The sequence below is a fragment of the Sphingomonas sp. NPDC092440 genome (genome assembly GCF_044754985.1).
Taxonomy (GTDB): domain Bacteria; phylum Pseudomonadota; class Alphaproteobacteria; order Sphingomonadales; family Sphingomonadaceae; genus Sphingomonas.
In genome coordinates, this window is sequence record NZ_JBIVQA010000001.1 from 39,458 (window position 1) to 52,356 (window position 12,899).

14 protein-coding genes are annotated in these 12,899 nt (G+C 68.4%); 6 read left to right on the forward strand and 8 right to left on the reverse strand.

What is annotated here, in order from left to right; translation table 11 throughout:
* The first annotated feature begins 236 nt into the window (after positions 1-236).
* The gene (locus ACIQCS_RS00160) at positions 237-1,253 is read left to right on the forward strand and encodes an LLM class flavin-dependent oxidoreductase (RefSeq protein WP_345850314.1); all 1,017 of its coding nucleotides are present in this window, start codon (positions 237-239) and stop codon (positions 1,251-1,253) included.
* Between the two features lie 152 nt (positions 1,254-1,405).
* On the opposite strand, the gene ACIQCS_RS00165 is transcribed toward ACIQCS_RS00160, so the two are convergent.
* Both ACIQCS_RS00165 and msrB read right to left on the reverse strand, forming a co-directional pair.
* Complete coding sequence (locus ACIQCS_RS00165; protein WP_345850316.1) at positions 1,406-1,807, reverse strand: tryptophan 7-halogenase; 402 nt, start codon at positions 1,805-1,807, stop codon at positions 1,406-1,408.
* A 134-nt stretch (positions 1,808-1,941) separates the two neighbouring features.
* On the reverse strand, positions 1,942-2,385 hold the full coding sequence (gene msrB, locus ACIQCS_RS00170; RefSeq protein WP_345850317.1) for a peptide-methionine (R)-S-oxide reductase MsrB: 444 nt from the start codon (positions 2,383-2,385) through the stop codon (positions 1,942-1,944).
* A 75-nt stretch (positions 2,386-2,460) separates the two neighbouring features.
* On the opposite strand from msrB, the gene ACIQCS_RS00175 reads away from it, so the two are divergent.
* Positions 2,461-2,715: a hypothetical protein gene (locus tag ACIQCS_RS00175; RefSeq protein ID WP_345852061.1), complete on the forward strand. Its 255-nt coding sequence runs from the start codon at positions 2,461-2,463 to the stop codon at positions 2,713-2,715.
* On the opposite strand, the gene ACIQCS_RS00180 is transcribed toward ACIQCS_RS00175, so the two are convergent.
* From ACIQCS_RS00180 to ACIQCS_RS00190, 3 genes are all read right to left on the reverse strand, one after another.
* Positions 2,679-3,722, reverse strand: a complete 1,044-nt coding sequence (locus tag ACIQCS_RS00180) for a CaiB/BaiF CoA-transferase family protein (RefSeq protein ID WP_345850319.1) — start codon at positions 3,720-3,722, stop codon at positions 2,679-2,681. The genes ACIQCS_RS00175 and ACIQCS_RS00180 overlap by 37 nt on opposite strands.
* Before the next feature lie 337 nt (positions 3,723-4,059).
* Positions 4,060-4,842 carry an SDR family NAD(P)-dependent oxidoreductase gene (locus tag ACIQCS_RS00185; RefSeq protein ID WP_345850321.1) on the reverse strand — a complete coding sequence of 261 codons (783 nt, stop codon included), beginning with the start codon at positions 4,840-4,842 and terminating at the stop codon, positions 4,060-4,062.
* 19 nt (positions 4,843-4,861) lie between these two features.
* Positions 4,862-6,037 (reverse strand): acetyl-CoA C-acetyltransferase, encoded by a 1,176-nt coding sequence (locus tag ACIQCS_RS00190; RefSeq protein WP_345850323.1) that lies wholly within the window; start codon positions 6,035-6,037, stop codon positions 4,862-4,864.
* Between the two features lie 296 nt (positions 6,038-6,333).
* On the opposite strand from ACIQCS_RS00190, the gene ACIQCS_RS00195 reads away from it, so the two are divergent.
* Positions 6,334-6,726, forward strand: a complete 393-nt coding sequence (locus tag ACIQCS_RS00195; protein WP_345850324.1) for a response regulator — start codon at positions 6,334-6,336, stop codon at positions 6,724-6,726.
* Positions 6,727-6,828: 102 nt separating this feature from the next.
* On the opposite strand, the gene ACIQCS_RS00200 is transcribed toward ACIQCS_RS00195, so the two are convergent.
* Positions 6,829-7,326, reverse strand: coding sequence for a PIN domain-containing protein (locus ACIQCS_RS00200; protein WP_345850325.1), 498 nt, complete (start codon positions 7,324-7,326; stop codon positions 6,829-6,831).
* Complete coding sequence (locus tag ACIQCS_RS00205; protein WP_345850326.1) at positions 7,326-7,550, reverse strand: type II toxin-antitoxin system Phd/YefM family antitoxin; 225 nt, start codon at positions 7,548-7,550, stop codon at positions 7,326-7,328. Before ACIQCS_RS00205 ends, ACIQCS_RS00200 begins: the two co-directional genes overlap by 1 nt.
* A 208-nt stretch (positions 7,551-7,758) precedes the next feature.
* Between ACIQCS_RS00205 and ACIQCS_RS00210 the strand changes: the two genes are divergently transcribed.
* On the forward strand, positions 7,759-9,126 hold the full coding sequence (locus ACIQCS_RS00210; RefSeq protein ID WP_345850327.1) for a cation:proton antiporter: 1,368 nt from the start codon (positions 7,759-7,761) through the stop codon (positions 9,124-9,126).
* 58 nt (positions 9,127-9,184) lie between these two features.
* Positions 9,185-10,393, forward strand: a complete 1,209-nt coding sequence (locus tag ACIQCS_RS00215; protein WP_345850328.1) for a hypothetical protein — start codon at positions 9,185-9,187, stop codon at positions 10,391-10,393.
* A 45-nt stretch (positions 10,394-10,438) separates the two neighbouring features.
* Here the strand turns inward: ACIQCS_RS00215 and ACIQCS_RS00220 are convergent, their stop codons facing one another.
* Positions 10,439-11,962, reverse strand: coding sequence for a tryptophan halogenase family protein (locus tag ACIQCS_RS00220; RefSeq protein WP_345850329.1), 1,524 nt, complete (start codon positions 11,960-11,962; stop codon positions 10,439-10,441).
* A 250-nt stretch (positions 11,963-12,212) separates the two neighbouring features.
* On the opposite strand from ACIQCS_RS00220, the gene ACIQCS_RS00225 reads away from it, so the two are divergent.
* Positions 12,213-12,869, forward strand: a complete 657-nt coding sequence (locus tag ACIQCS_RS00225) for a TRIC cation channel family protein (protein ID WP_345850330.1) — start codon at positions 12,213-12,215, stop codon at positions 12,867-12,869.
* Positions 12,870-12,899 lie beyond the last annotated feature (30 nt).

The following is a 12,899-nucleotide window of genomic DNA, read 5'->3' on the forward strand; positions in this document are numbered from 1 at the left end:
ATCGGGCGTCGCGCATGCCGTGGCGGGGAAGAGACCGCGGCAAAACCTGCCCGCATGGGAAGCAGGCGTGCCCCGCGGTCCCCCGCCATTCGATGCGTGCGGCTCCAGGCTTCGCGGCCGGAAACGCTGTGTTTCGATTCCGGGCCCGGGGCAGGGGGTGCGATCGTTCCGTGCGAAGCCCATGTCGGTGCGGGTGATCCGGGCACGGGCTCCGGATTGGAGATCGGGGATTTCGCATGAAGAAGATCGGCTTTCTCTCGTTCGGGCATTGGTCGAACGCGCCCTATTCGGCGACCCGCTCGGCCTCCGACGTGCTGCTCCAGTCGATCGATCTCGCAGTCGCGGCCGAGCAGCTCGGTGCGGATGGGGCCTATTTCCGGGTGCATCATTTCGCCCGGCAACTGGCGTCGCCCTTTCCGTTGCTCGCGGCGGTGGGCGCGAAGACCAGCCGGATCGAGATCGGTACCGGCGTCATCGACATGCGCTATGAGAATCCCTTCTACATGGCCGAGGATGCCGGCGCCGCCGACCTGATCGGCGGCGGACGATTGCAGCTCGGCATCAGCCGGGGATCGCCCGAGCAGGTCGTCGAGGGCTGGCGTCATTTCGGCTATGCGCCGGCCGAGGGCGAAGGCGATGCCGATATGGGCCGCCGCCATGCCCAGGTCTTTCTCGATCTGCTGAGGGGTGAGGGCTTTGCGCGGCCCAATCCCCGGCCGATGTTCCCGAATCCGCCCGGCCTGCTCCGGCTCGAGCCGCATTCCGAGGGGCTCCGGCGACGCATCTGGTGGGGGTCGGCGTCCGACGCAACCGCGGTCTGGGCCGCGCAGCAGGGCATGAACCTGCAGAGCTCGACCCTGAAGGCGGACGAGAGCGGAGAGCCTTTCCATGTCCAGCAGGCGCGGCAGATCCGGTTGTACCGCGAGGCGTGGCGACAGGCCGGGCATGGCTGGCAGCCCCGCGCCTCGGTGTCGCGCTCGATCTTCGCGCTGATGAACGACCAGGATCGCGACTATTTCGGCCGCGGCGACGACAGCGACCAGATCGGCGAGATCGACAATATGCGCGCCGTGTTCGGGCGCTCCTATGCGGCGGAGCCGGACAAGCTGATCGAGCAGCTACGGGCGGACGAGGCGATCGCCGAGGCCGACACGCTGTTGCTGACGGTGCCGAACCAGCTGGGCGTGGACTATAACGCCCATGTTCTGGAGGCGCTCCTCACCCATGTGGCGCCGGCGCTGGGCTGGCGCTGAGCGCATCGGGCAGGCCGGGCGGTCGGCGTCCGGCCGGAGGGGCGAAGCCTGGCGGCGCGGACTCTCGGGCGCGTAGGAGGGGAGCGCAGGGGAGCTGATCTGGTCTGGATGAACCGGATTGTGAAACAGCGCCCCCTTGGTCGCCAACGGCGTCAGGCGGCGATGTAGCGTTCCAGGAAGTGCTGGTGCGCCGGCATCCGCGCCACCGCGCCGGCGATGCCCGATCTGAGTTCGCCCAGCGCGCTCCGCAACTCGCCGTCGACGATCATCCGGCCCATGTGATGATGGCGCGCCGGCACCAGCCGCTGGCCCAGCATCACCTGCACCCAGCTGTCGACCCGGAACAGATCGTCCGAAGCCTGCCACGCGATCGCGCCATCGCGAAAGGCGGCGATCCGCTCGGCCAGGCTGTCGGGGATCGCCAGCGTCCGGCACCGGTCCCAGAAGCCGCCGTCCCCGCGCTGGTTCAGGTGATAATGGAGGATGATGAAATCGCGGATCCGCTCGATCAGGCTGGAATGATTGGAACCGCTTCCAATTACGGATTGATGCAAACTGTTGCATTACTGCGACAGAATGTGGCGCGATATCGCCTTCCGGCAGTCGGCAAGTTGCGGACTGCCGGGGATTTTCGGTCCCGATCGGTGCCATGGGCGTGCGACGAGTCGGGGTCGCGTGCCCGGCGGGTTCAGGCGGGGTCCTCGACCTGGTCGAGCCAGGCGCCATAGCCCTGGGCTGCCATTTCCGCGCGCGGCACGAAGCGCAGCGCGGCCGAGTTGATGCAGTAGCGCAGGCCGCCGCGATCGCGCGGGCCGTCGTCGAACACATGGCCGAGATGGCTGTCGCCCTGGGCGGAGCGCACTTCGGTGCGGATCATGCCGTGGCTGGTGTCGCGCAGTTCGGCGACGTTCGCGATCGGCCGGGTGAAGCTCGGCCAGCCGCAGCCCGACTCATATTTGTCGGTCGAGGCGAACAGCGGCTCGCCCGAGACGATGTCGACATAGATGCCGGGCGCCTTGTTGTGCAGCAGCGCGCCGGTGCCGGGGCGCTCGGTGCCGTTCTGCTGGGTCACGCGATATTGTTCGGGGGAAAGCGCGGCGACGGCCTCGGGGGTCTTGCGATAGTCGGTCATGCGGAATCTCCGTTTCGCCCCGTCATGTGGGGACGCCGGCGTGCCAACGCCAAGGGCGCGCGCTATCGTCCGGGCATGGCGAAGAAGAAGCGCATTCTCACCGCGACCATGGCCGATGGCTATGTGAAGACGATCGGGCCGACCGCGGTGCCCTTCACGCATTATTGGCGGATCGTCGCGCATCTCGGCGGCGGCCGGACCGAGGTATTCTGGGGGCACGTCAAGTCGCTCAAGGAAGCGACGGGCAAGCAGGCCGCACTCGCCGAGGCGGCGAAGCAGCGCGGCTGGGAACGCTATGACTTCGAAGTGGTGCCGCTGGTGGAATCCTGAGGCACGGAGAAGCGCGGGGCGGGGGCCGGCTGGACCACACCCGCCCGCTCGATAAAGGCGCCGCGCGCGACATTGTGCGGATGCGTGGGGGCTTCCGCCATCGCGAGCACGGGGGCGAAGCAGGCGTCGGTGCCTTCCAGCAGCGCGCACCATGCGTCGCGCGTCCGGGTGCGGAAGATCGCGGCGAGCCGGTCCTTCAGCGCCGGCCATGCGGCGGGATCCATCTGCGCGTCGAAGTCGGGATCGTCGGCCAGGCCGGTCGCGGCGCGTAGCTGGGCGTAGAATTGCGGCTCGATCGCTCCGATCGCGACATATTTGCCGTCGGCGGTCTCGTAGCTGTCGTAGAAATGTGCGCCGCCGTCGAGGATGTTCACGCCGCGCGCGTCGCGCCAGCCGAGCGTCTCGCGAAAGCCCCAGACCATCGACATCAGCAGCGCCGCGCCTTCGCTCATCGCGCAGTCGATCACCGTTCCGCGCCCGCCGGTCCTCGCCTGGAGCAGCCCCGCCGCCATCGCGAAGGCGAGCAGCATGCCGCCGCCGCCGAAATCGCCGACGGCGTTCACCGGCGGAGTCGGCTTGCCGCCGGCGCGGCCGAAGGCGTGGAGCGCGCCGGCCAGGGCGATATAGTTGATGTCATGCCCGGCGGCCTGGGCGAGCGGGCCGGTCTGTCCCCAGCCGGTCATCCGGCCATAGACCAGGCGCGGATTGAGGATGTGGAGTTCGGCCGGCCCGAGGCCCAGCCGCTCCATCACGCCGGGGCGGAAGCCTTCGATCAGCCCGTCCGCGCCCGCCGCCAGGGCGCGGACTTGGGCGACGCCGCCGGACGATTTGAGATCGGCTTCCACCGGCACGCGCCCGCGCAGCAGCGGGTCGCGCGGATCGGGTGAGGCGCCCGGCCGATGGACGTACAGCACTTCGGCGCCATGATCGGCCAGCATCATCCCGCAAAAGGGCGTGGGGCCGATCGCGGCGAGTTCGACGATCCGGATGCCGGCAAGGGGGCCCATTCTTCTTCCTTCTTCTGCTTTTCCCGGAAGGGAGGGGCTGGGGGTGCGCGTCATAGGCGAGGTCAGCCATTCGATCGCAGTATCGTAGGGCTGCGCCCCATTCCCGGGAGGTACCGACATTCAGGCGCTTCGGACACCCATATCCGTCATCCCCGCGCAGGCGGGGATCCAGGCTAGCGCAGGACAGCGCCGCCATCACGCGAGCGCTCTCCGGAGAGCATGGGGCTTGACCGCGTGCACGCCGCCCTTGGCACTGGATCCTCGCCTGCGCGGGGATGACGGAAGAAATCAAGGGCTTGATCGGGTCCTTGCCTCAACCCCTCCCGGGATGATCGCCTCACCGCGGCGCCATGCGGATACCGCCGTCCAGGCGGACATGCTCGCCGTTGAAATAGCCGGTCTCGATCATGCAGAGCGCGAGCTTCGCATATTCCTCCGGCCGGCCGAGCCGCTTGGGGAAGGGAACCGATGCGGCGAGCGCCTCCTTCACGTTCGGCGGCGCGGCGGCGAGCAGCGGCGTGTCGAAGATGCCGGGCAGGATCGTGTTCACTCGGATGCCCTCGCCCATCAGGTCGCGCGCGATCGGCAGCGTCATGCCGACCACGCCGCCCTTCGACGCCGAATAGGCCGCCTGACCGATCTGCCCGTCCTCGGCGGCGACGCTGGCGGTGTTGACGATCGCGCCGCGCTCGCCGTCTTCCAGGGGATCGAGCGCCAGCATGCCCGCCGCCGATTTGGCGATGCAGCGAAAGGTGCCGACCAGGTTGATCTGAATCACCCAGTTGAACGCCTCGAGCGGGAAATGCCGGATCGTGCCGTCTTCCTTCGCGCGGCTGGCGGTCTTCACGGCGTTGCCGGTGCCGGCGCAATTGACCAGGATCCGCTCCTGGCCATGCGCGGCGCGCGCCCGGGCGAAGCCGGTGTCGACGCTATCGTCCGACGTCACGTTCACTTCGCAGAACAGGCCGCCAATCTCGGCCGCGATTGCTTCGCCCTTTTCCTTCTGCAGGTCGAAGATCGCCACCTTCACGCCCCGGGCCGCGAGCGCCCGCGCGGTCGCGGCGCCGAGGCCGGAGGCGCCGCCGGTCACCACCGCGGCGATGCTGTCGTCAAGCTTCATCCTCTTCTCCCTTCGCTTGTCACAGACGCTCGACGATGGTGACGTTGGCGATGCCGCCACCCTCGCACATCGTCTGCAGGCCGTAGCGCTTGCCCCTTTTGTGGAGCGCATGGACCAGCGTCGCCATCAGCTTGGTGCCCGACGCACCGAGCGGATGGCCGAGCGCGATCGCGCCGCCATTGACGTTGAGCCGCTCGGGATCGACGCCCGTATGCCGCAGCCAGGCGAGCGGGACCGAGGCAAAGGCCTCGTTGACTTCGAACAGGTCGATCTCGTCGATGGTCATGCCCGCGCGGCGCAGCGCCCGGTCGGTGGCGAACAGGGGCTCCTCGAGCATGATCACCGGATCGCCCGCAGTGACGGTGAGGGCGTGGATGCGGGCGAGCGGGGTCAGGCCATGCGCCTTGAGCGCCGCTTCCGAGACGATCAGCACGGCGCTGGCGCCGTCGCAGATCTGGCTGGCATTGGCCGCGCTGATCACGCCGCCCTCGGCGAGCAGCATGACCGATCCGATGCTCTCGGCCGTCGCGTCGAAGCGGATGCCCTCGTCGCGGACGTGGATCGCCGGCCCCTCCGGCGTCTCGATCGCGAGCGGCACGATCTCGGCTTCGAAATCGCCGCGCTCGGTCGCGGCGGCGGCGCGGCGATGGCTCTCCAGCGCATAGGCGTCGAGCTCGGCGCGGTCGAGGCCGTGCTTGCGCGCCATCATCTCGGCACCCATGAACTGGCTGAACTGCACGCCCGGATAGCGTGCCTCCTGGCGCGGCGATTTGGGTCCGCCGAGCCCGGCCTGGGCGAAGAGCGCGACGGTGGCGCCCATCGGCACCCGCGTCATGCTCTCCACGCCGGCCGCGATCACCACGTCCTGCGTGCCCGAAAGCACGGCCTGGGCGGCGAACTGGATCGCCTGTTGCGAGCTGCCGCACTGGCGGTCGATCGTCACCGCGGGCACGCTTTCGGGCAGGCGCGAGGCGAGCACGGCGCCCCGGCCAACCTGGAAGCCCTGCTCGCCGCCCTGGCCGACACAGCCCATGATGACATCCTCGATCGCGGCGGGATCGATGCCGCTGCGCGCGACGATGGCGTCGAGCATTTCGGCCGCCATGTCCACCGGGTGCCATCCGGCGAGCTTGCCGCCGCGCCGCCCCCCGGCGGTCCGCACGGAATCGACGATATAGGCGGTGGCTGCTCCCATGATCCTGCTCCCGTTCTTTTCCGAATCGGCGTTATCGGCCGAGGGTAGCGCGATATGCGAGCGTCGCGCAGCCGTTGCGCGACCATCGCGCCATCCGGGTGGGCGCGGCACATAGCTATCCCGTGCATCGCGATGATTTTACGGAAAAAGCCTTAACGCCCGGTTCGGCGCGTTTCTGCAAAACGACGGAAAGGCATGATCGCCACAGATATGGAAACGGGTGCGCAACCAACTGTCATCCGCACGTGATAATCCAGATGGGGCGGCACCGGTCCGCTCCCGAAATGCGAGGTGGAATGGCCCGGATCATCTATGTCGAGGACGACGAGCAGGTCGGGGCCGGAGTGCAGCAGGCGCTGCGCGAGGCAGGGCATGTGGTGGGCCTGATCGATCATGGCATGCTCGCCTTCGACACGATCGCCTTCAACAAGCCTGACCTGGTGATCCTCGACCAGTCGCTGCCGGGCGCGCGGGGCCTGGACATATTGCGGGCACTGCGGCGGCTGCCGGCGCTTTGCCGCACGCCGATCCTGATGCTGTCGGCCAGGGGCGGCGAGGCGGAAATGGACGAGGCGATGGCCGCGGGGGCCAATGCCTGTCTGGTGAAGCCGTTCGCGCCCGAGCTGCTGGTGCGGCGCGTGGCCGAGATGCTGGATGACGCGAGCCTGCAGGGCGAAGCGGGCGCTTAGGGTTGGGGCATTGTCCAGGCAAATGCCGGCTTCTCCGGCTCCCCTCCCTTGCAGGAGCGGGAATTGCATGTTGACCCGTCCCGGGTCCGTCGCTGCATGCGCTCAGGCGCGGACGAACAGGTTCTTGAGCCAGAGCGGGCCGGTGCGGGCGGCGTCGCGCCAGTCGCCTTCGTCCTCGGCCGTATCGGCGGTGTAGTCCCGGGGGTCGAACAGCTTCACTCGCGCGCCGCGATAGGCGGCGGCGTTGCGCGTCACCAGGGTAAGGCCGTGCTCGAGCGCGGTGGCGGCGAACAGCGCATCGCGAGTCTCGGCGAGCGCAAGCTGGCCGCGGCGGCGGGCGATCGCGGCGTCGAGCGGCAGGACATGCCCTTCGAAGGCGGGGACGAGCTGCGCGTCGATCCAGCCGCGCAGCACTGCGCCCGCCGCCTTGTCGCGCCGCGCCGCCTCGGTGGCGGCGACCTCCAGCTCCATCAGCGAGATCGCCGAGAGGAACAGCCGCTCGCGCGCCACGCCCGCGGCCCAGGCGGTGAGCCCCGCCTCGGCTCCGCCCGCCCGCGCCTTGCGCAGTTCGAAGACGATCGGCGTGTCGAGCAGGAACATCACCAGCGCTCCGGTGGCGCGAGCGCGGCGTCGGGGGTGCCGGTGGGCAGGGCGAGCAAGTCGACGATGCTCTCGCGCTCGCCGTTCAGCCGGCGGAACAGGTCGATGCTCATCAGCACATGGGTGGGGCGCCCGCGATCGGTGACGAACACCGGCTCGGCCCGGGCGAATCGCTTGGCCGCGCTGACGTCCTGGTTGAATTCGCGGCTGGTGATCACCTTCATTTCGTGCCTACGTACCTATATTGTCCGCGTTGTCATGTAGGTACGTTACTACTATGTGCGCTCCTTGCAACACAAAGCCCGGCCGAAGCGGAAAAATAAGGGGGTGCGGCGATTTGCAGTTGCGTGCAGGCTTTGCCGTGCGCTCCCTTTCCCGAAGCCGCGCGACGGGCGGGCAACGCACCGCGCCGGGAATTGGGGGGAGGTTACCATGCTCGATCTGCTGAACAGTGCCTGGCACGCATTGACCGATGTGCTCAGCCCGCACGGGCCCGCGGTGAACGCCGCGAAGAGCTATGCGCCCGGCGACTACAGCATCCATTTCTTCCTGCAGCTGGCCATCATCATCCTGGCCTGCCGCGTGGTCGGCTGGCTCGGCCAGAAGCTGCTCAAGCAGCCCCAGGTGGTGGGCGAGATGATTGCCGGCGTGGTGCTCGGCCCGTCGCTGTTCGGCCTGTTCTTCCCCGATCTCCAGCTCGCGATCTTCCCCAAGGAGACGCGCAACGTGCTCTATACCGGCGCGCAGCTGGGCGTCGGCCTCTACATGTTCATGGTCGGCCTGACGCTGCGGCTCGATCATTTCCAGTCCAAGGCGAAGAGCGCCGCCGGCGTCTCGGCCGCGGGCATCGTCGCGCCGTTCCTGCTCGCCGCGCTGATCACTCCGTTCCTGCTCACCGTGCCCGGCCTGTTCACCCCCGGCATCAGCCAGGCGAACGCCACGCTGTTCATGGGCGCCTGCATCGCGCTCACTGCCTTCCCGATGCTCGCGCGCATCATCAACGAGCGCGGTCTGGCCAATTCCTCGCTCGGCACGCTCTCGCTCACCGCCGGCGCGTTCGACGACGCGGCATCGTGGTGCGTCCTCGCCCTGGTGCTCGCCACCTTCGGCGCCGGGCCGGGCGTGGCGGTGCTCGCGATCGGGGGCGCCGTGCTCTACACTGCGTTCATGCTCCTGTTCGGGCGCAAGCTGCTCGCTCCGCTCGGCCGCATCGTCGAGGCGAAGGGCGAGATGAGCACCGCGATGCTCGCCGTCACCATGATGCTGTTCTGCACTTCGGCCTTCATCATGGACGCGATCGGCATCCATGCGATCTTCGGCGGCTTCCTGATGGGCGTGTGCATGCCGCGCGGCCTGTTCGTCGAGGAGCTGAAGCGCAAGGTCGAGCCGCTCGCCGTCGTCCTGCTGCTGCCGATGTTCTTCACCTATTCGGGCCTCAACACCCGGATGGACATGGTCAACTCGGTCGAGCTGCTGCTGATCGCGCTGGGCGTGCTGGCAGTGTCGGTCCTTGCCAAGTTCGGCGCCTGCTGGGCCGCCGCCCGCCTCGCCGGCGAGGACAACCGCACTGCCCTCGGCATCGGCGCGCTGATGAACTCGCGCGGGCTGATGGAGCTGATCATCATCAACATCGGCCTGCAAAAGGGCATCATCGGCCCCACGCTGTTCTCGATGCTGGTGCTGATGGCGATCGTCACCACCGTGATGGCCACGCCCCTGTTCGAAGCGGTCTATGGCCGCAAGGCCCGCGAGAGCGGCGAGCTGGAAGCGCTCGACCCGAAGCTGGCGGCTGCCGCCTGAGGTCCTCCTCCCCGTCCCGCAACACCCCTGCGGGACGGGGCTTTCCGAAAGAAGCATGATGAAACGAGCGCTTCTGTGCGCCACGGGGCTGCTCGCCGCCGGTGCCGCGCATGCCCAGGACGTGAAGCTGACGCCCACCGCCGAGGTGCGGCTGCGCTACGAGCATGTCGGCCAGGACGGACTGCCCAGGGACGCCGACGCAGTGACGCTGCGCGTCCGCCCGGGCCTAGCCGCCGGCTGGCAGGGTTGGTCGGCATTGGTGGAGGGCGAGGGCGTGGTCGCGCTCGCAGGCGGCTATAATGACGGCACCAACGGCAGGACGCGCTATCCGCTGGTCGTCGATCCGGAGAATATCGAGCTCAACCGCGCGCAGCTCCGCTATGCCGGCAAGGACGGGCTGGCCGTCACCGCCGGCCGGCAGCGGCTGAACTTCGTTGACGACCGCTTCGTCGGCAATGCCCCCTGGCGCCAGAGCGAGCAGACCTTCGACGCGGTGCGCGTCCAATATGGCAAGCCGCTCGGGCTCAATCTCGACCTTGCCTATAGCTGGGACGTGCGCACGATAAACGGCCGCAACGGTGCGGGCGCGCGGCCGGTGTCGGTCGGCGGCGACAATGTCTTCGCGGTGGTCGGCTATGGCACCGGGGCCGGCACGTTGAGCGGCTTCGCCTATCTGGTCGACCAGGACCTGGCGGCGCTGCAGGGCTATCGCCTGTCGAGCCAGACCTATGGCGTGCGCTTCGCCGGCAGGCAGGCTTTGGGCAGGGACGTCTCGCTCGGCTATGTCGCCAGCTGGGCGCGGCAGAGCGACTGGCACCGCAACCCCAATCGCTATGCCGCGGACTATTGGCTGGGCGAGCTGAACCTGACCGCGAAGGGGCTGAGCCTGACCGCGGGCCGGGAAGTGCTGGGCGCGGACCAGGGCGTGGCGCTGACCAGCGTGCAGACGCCGCTGGCCTCCTACTTCAAGTTCAACGGCTGGGCCGGCAAGTTCGGCACCACGCCGCCGGGCGGCCTGCGCGACCTCTATGGGATGCTGAGCTATGGCTGGAAGAAGGTTGGGCCGCTCGACGCGATCAACCTGGGCGCCACCTGGCACCGGTTCGGGAGCGACCGGCTCGACCAGCATTATGGCGACGAGCTCGACCTGATCGCCGGGGTGAAGCGCGGCCATTATGCGCTCTCGGCCCGCTATGCGCACTACAAGGCGGACAGGTTCGCGACGGATACCGACAAGTTCTGGCTCCAGCTGGACTGGGCGCTGTAGGAATTCTCGGGCTCGAATTCCCTTCCGGGGAGGGGGAGGGGCCGATCAGCCGTTGATCGCGCGGATCAGCTCGCGGTGCGTCGGCAGGTCCTCGGTCGCGCGCTCGCTGAAATTCCGGATCCGCGCAAAGAGCTTCTCCGCCGCCTCGACATTGGGGAAATCGCCGCGCCCGCCCGACAGGTCCGTGCGGAAATCCATCCCGTAGAGAATGTACTGATAGTTGAAGAAGGCGAAGCTCTCGAGGTCGAGCAGGAAGTCGAAGCGCCCCGGCGGGCGGTGGCGCCACTGGCGCAGCAGCTCCTGCAGCCCTTCCGGGATCGAGGCCGAGTCGGCATTGTCGCGCCAGAAGGGCTCCTCGCGCCGGCTCAGGCAATAATGCAGCTTGAGGAAGGCGATGATCCGCTCGTAGCGCCCGACGATCAGCTCGTTGAAGCGCCGGGCCGGCGCGTCCACGGGGCCGTTGTGCGGGAACAGCTCGGCGATCATCCCCACCGCCGCCTCGATCAGCACCACCCCGGTCGATTCCAGCGGCTCGAGAAAGCCGCCCGACAGCCCGACCGCGACGCAGTTCTTCACCCATTGCGCCTCGCGATAGCCGGGCTCGAACGGGATGATGCGCGCCTGATAGTCGCCATGCCCGACATAGGCGCGCAGCACGCGTGCCGCTTCGTCGTCGGACATGTGGGCGGAGGAATAGACGGTGCCGATGCCGCGCGCGCCTTCCAGCCCGATGTCCCAGGTCCAGCCCGCCGCATGGGCGGCGGCGATGGTGAAGCTCTCGATCGGGGCGTCGGGTTCGGCATAGGGGATCTTGCAGGCGAGCGCCCGGTCGGTGAACAATATGTCGCGCACCGACTTGAAGCGGGCGCCCAGCGCCTTGCCGATCAGCTCGGCGCGGAAGCCCGAGCAGTCGACATAGAGGTCCGCCGCCAGCGCGCCCTGCTCGCGAGTGACGATGCGGGCGATCGCGCCGTCCTCGCCCAGCTCGACATCGGTGAGCAGCCCGGTGAGGTGGCGCACGCCCAGCTCCTCGGCGCGCTCCCGCAGGATGCGTGCAAGCCGGACGGCATCGAAATGATAGGCATAGTTGAGCGGGCCGGAGAACTCGCCCTCGCCCTGTTTCTTGGGCGCGCGGCGGCTCTCGGCGACTCGGTTCTGGATCGTTACGGCTTGCGCGAAGGGCGGCCGCGTCGCTTCGTCCTGGAGCAGCCAATAGGGCACCAGGCTGGTCCCCTCGGTGTAGAAGGGCGCTTCGAACGGATGGAGATAATGGTGGCGGGTGCCGTCGGGCAGCGGCGCGTGCAGCCAGTCGTTGAAGCGGATGCCCTGCTTGAACGTGGCCGAGGTGGCGCGGATGAAGCGGGTCTCGTCGATGCCGAGGAACTTCAGCGTCGACCGGATGGTGGGGAAGGTCCCTTCGCCCACGCCGATGATGCCGAGCTCGGGCGATTCGAGCAGGGTGATCTCGATCTGGGCCTGGTCGGCGAGATCGAGGAAACGCGCGAGATAGGCGGCCGCAAGCCACCCCGCGGTGCCCCCGCCGACGATCAGGATACGCCTCTTGCCCATGCGGTGCGGAGCTTAGCCTTGGGGTAGGGGAAGGGCCAGCGCCTCATTTCCGCAATCCCCTCAATCCTCCCCCGGAGGAGGAGGAGGAGGAGGAGGAGGAGGAGGAGGAGGAGGAGGAGGAGGAGGAGGAGGAGGAGGAGGAGGAGGAGGAGGAGGAGGAGGAGGAGGATTTGGATGCTGGGCCATCCGGCTGCATATCATCTTCCAACCTGCCCCATTCCGGACTCGAAGCCCCAGGGAGGATCTCTCCATGAAGCTCGACGACAAGGCCGCGAGCCGCATCCGCGACCGGATGCTGGATGCCGTCGATCTCGCCGCGACCTTCGTCCTGGCGACGGAATGCGCGTTGACCGCGGTCCGGGCGGATTTCGATCTGTTCGGCATCCTGGTGCTGTCCTTTGTCGGTTCGGTCGGCGGCGCGGTCATCCGCGACCTGCTGCTCGGCGAGCATCCTCCCGCGCCGTTCCGCGACTGGCGCTATGCGGCGCTGGCGCTGGCGGCGACTTCCGCCGTCATCCTCGCGTCGTTTCTCCTCGGCCGGATCGCGAACTTCACGCCGCCGCTCCTTGTCGACATCTTCGAAGGCGGGGGCCTCGCGCTCGCCGCGGTCGCCGGTGCCCGCAAATGCCTGGACTACGGGCTCAACAGCGCCTCGGTCGTGATCATCGCCACGGTCAATGGATGCGGCGGCGGCATGTTGCGCGACGTGCTGATCGCGCGGGTCCCCAGGGTCCTGCACGAGGATTTCTACGCCACCGCCGCCATTGCCGGCGCGACGTTGCTCGTCCTGCTGGTCCGGCGGTGCGGGGTGCGCCCGGACCTGGCGGGGGCGATCGGCGGCCTCGCCATCTTCGCGCTGCGCACCGCCGCGCTCCTCGGCGCATGGCGGCTGCCGCATCTGCGCTAATTTCCCTCCCTGGAATAGAGGGGAGGACGA

Coding starts and splice junctions, on each gene's coding strand:
- ACIQCS_RS00205 (WP_345850326.1), bottom strand. CDS start 7,550: ATGAAGGTGATCACCAGCCGCGAATTCAACCAGGACGTCAGCGCGGCC.
- ACIQCS_RS00175 (WP_345852061.1), top strand. CDS start 2,461: ATGGCGAAGAAGAAGCGCATTCTCACCGCGACCATGGCCGATGGCTAT.
- msrB (WP_345850317.1), bottom strand. CDS start 2,385: ATGACCGACTATCGCAAGACCCCCGAGGCCGTCGCCGCGCTTTCCCCC.
- ACIQCS_RS00220 (WP_345850329.1), bottom strand. CDS start 11,962: ATGGGCAAGAGGCGTATCCTGATCGTCGGCGGGGGCACCGCGGGGTGG.
- ACIQCS_RS00210 (WP_345850327.1), top strand. CDS start 7,759: ATGCTCGATCTGCTGAACAGTGCCTGGCACGCATTGACCGATGTGCTC.
- ACIQCS_RS00215 (WP_345850328.1), top strand. CDS start 9,185: ATGAAACGAGCGCTTCTGTGCGCCACGGGGCTGCTCGCCGCCGGTGCC.
- ACIQCS_RS00185 (WP_345850321.1), bottom strand. CDS start 4,842: ATGAAGCTTGACGACAGCATCGCCGCGGTGGTGACCGGCGGCGCCTCC.
- ACIQCS_RS00200 (WP_345850325.1), bottom strand. CDS start 7,326: ATGTTCCTGCTCGACACGCCGATCGTCTTCGAACTGCGCAAGGCGCGG.
- ACIQCS_RS00190 (WP_345850323.1), bottom strand. CDS start 6,037: ATGGGAGCAGCCACCGCCTATATCGTCGATTCCGTGCGGACCGCCGGG.
- ACIQCS_RS00160 (WP_345850314.1), top strand. CDS start 237: ATGAAGAAGATCGGCTTTCTCTCGTTCGGGCATTGGTCGAACGCGCCC.
- ACIQCS_RS00225 (WP_345850330.1), top strand. CDS start 12,213: ATGAAGCTCGACGACAAGGCCGCGAGCCGCATCCGCGACCGGATGCTG.
- ACIQCS_RS00180 (WP_345850319.1), bottom strand. CDS start 3,722: ATGGGCCCCCTTGCCGGCATCCGGATCGTCGAACTCGCCGCGATCGGC.
- ACIQCS_RS00195 (WP_345850324.1), top strand. CDS start 6,334: ATGGCCCGGATCATCTATGTCGAGGACGACGAGCAGGTCGGGGCCGGA.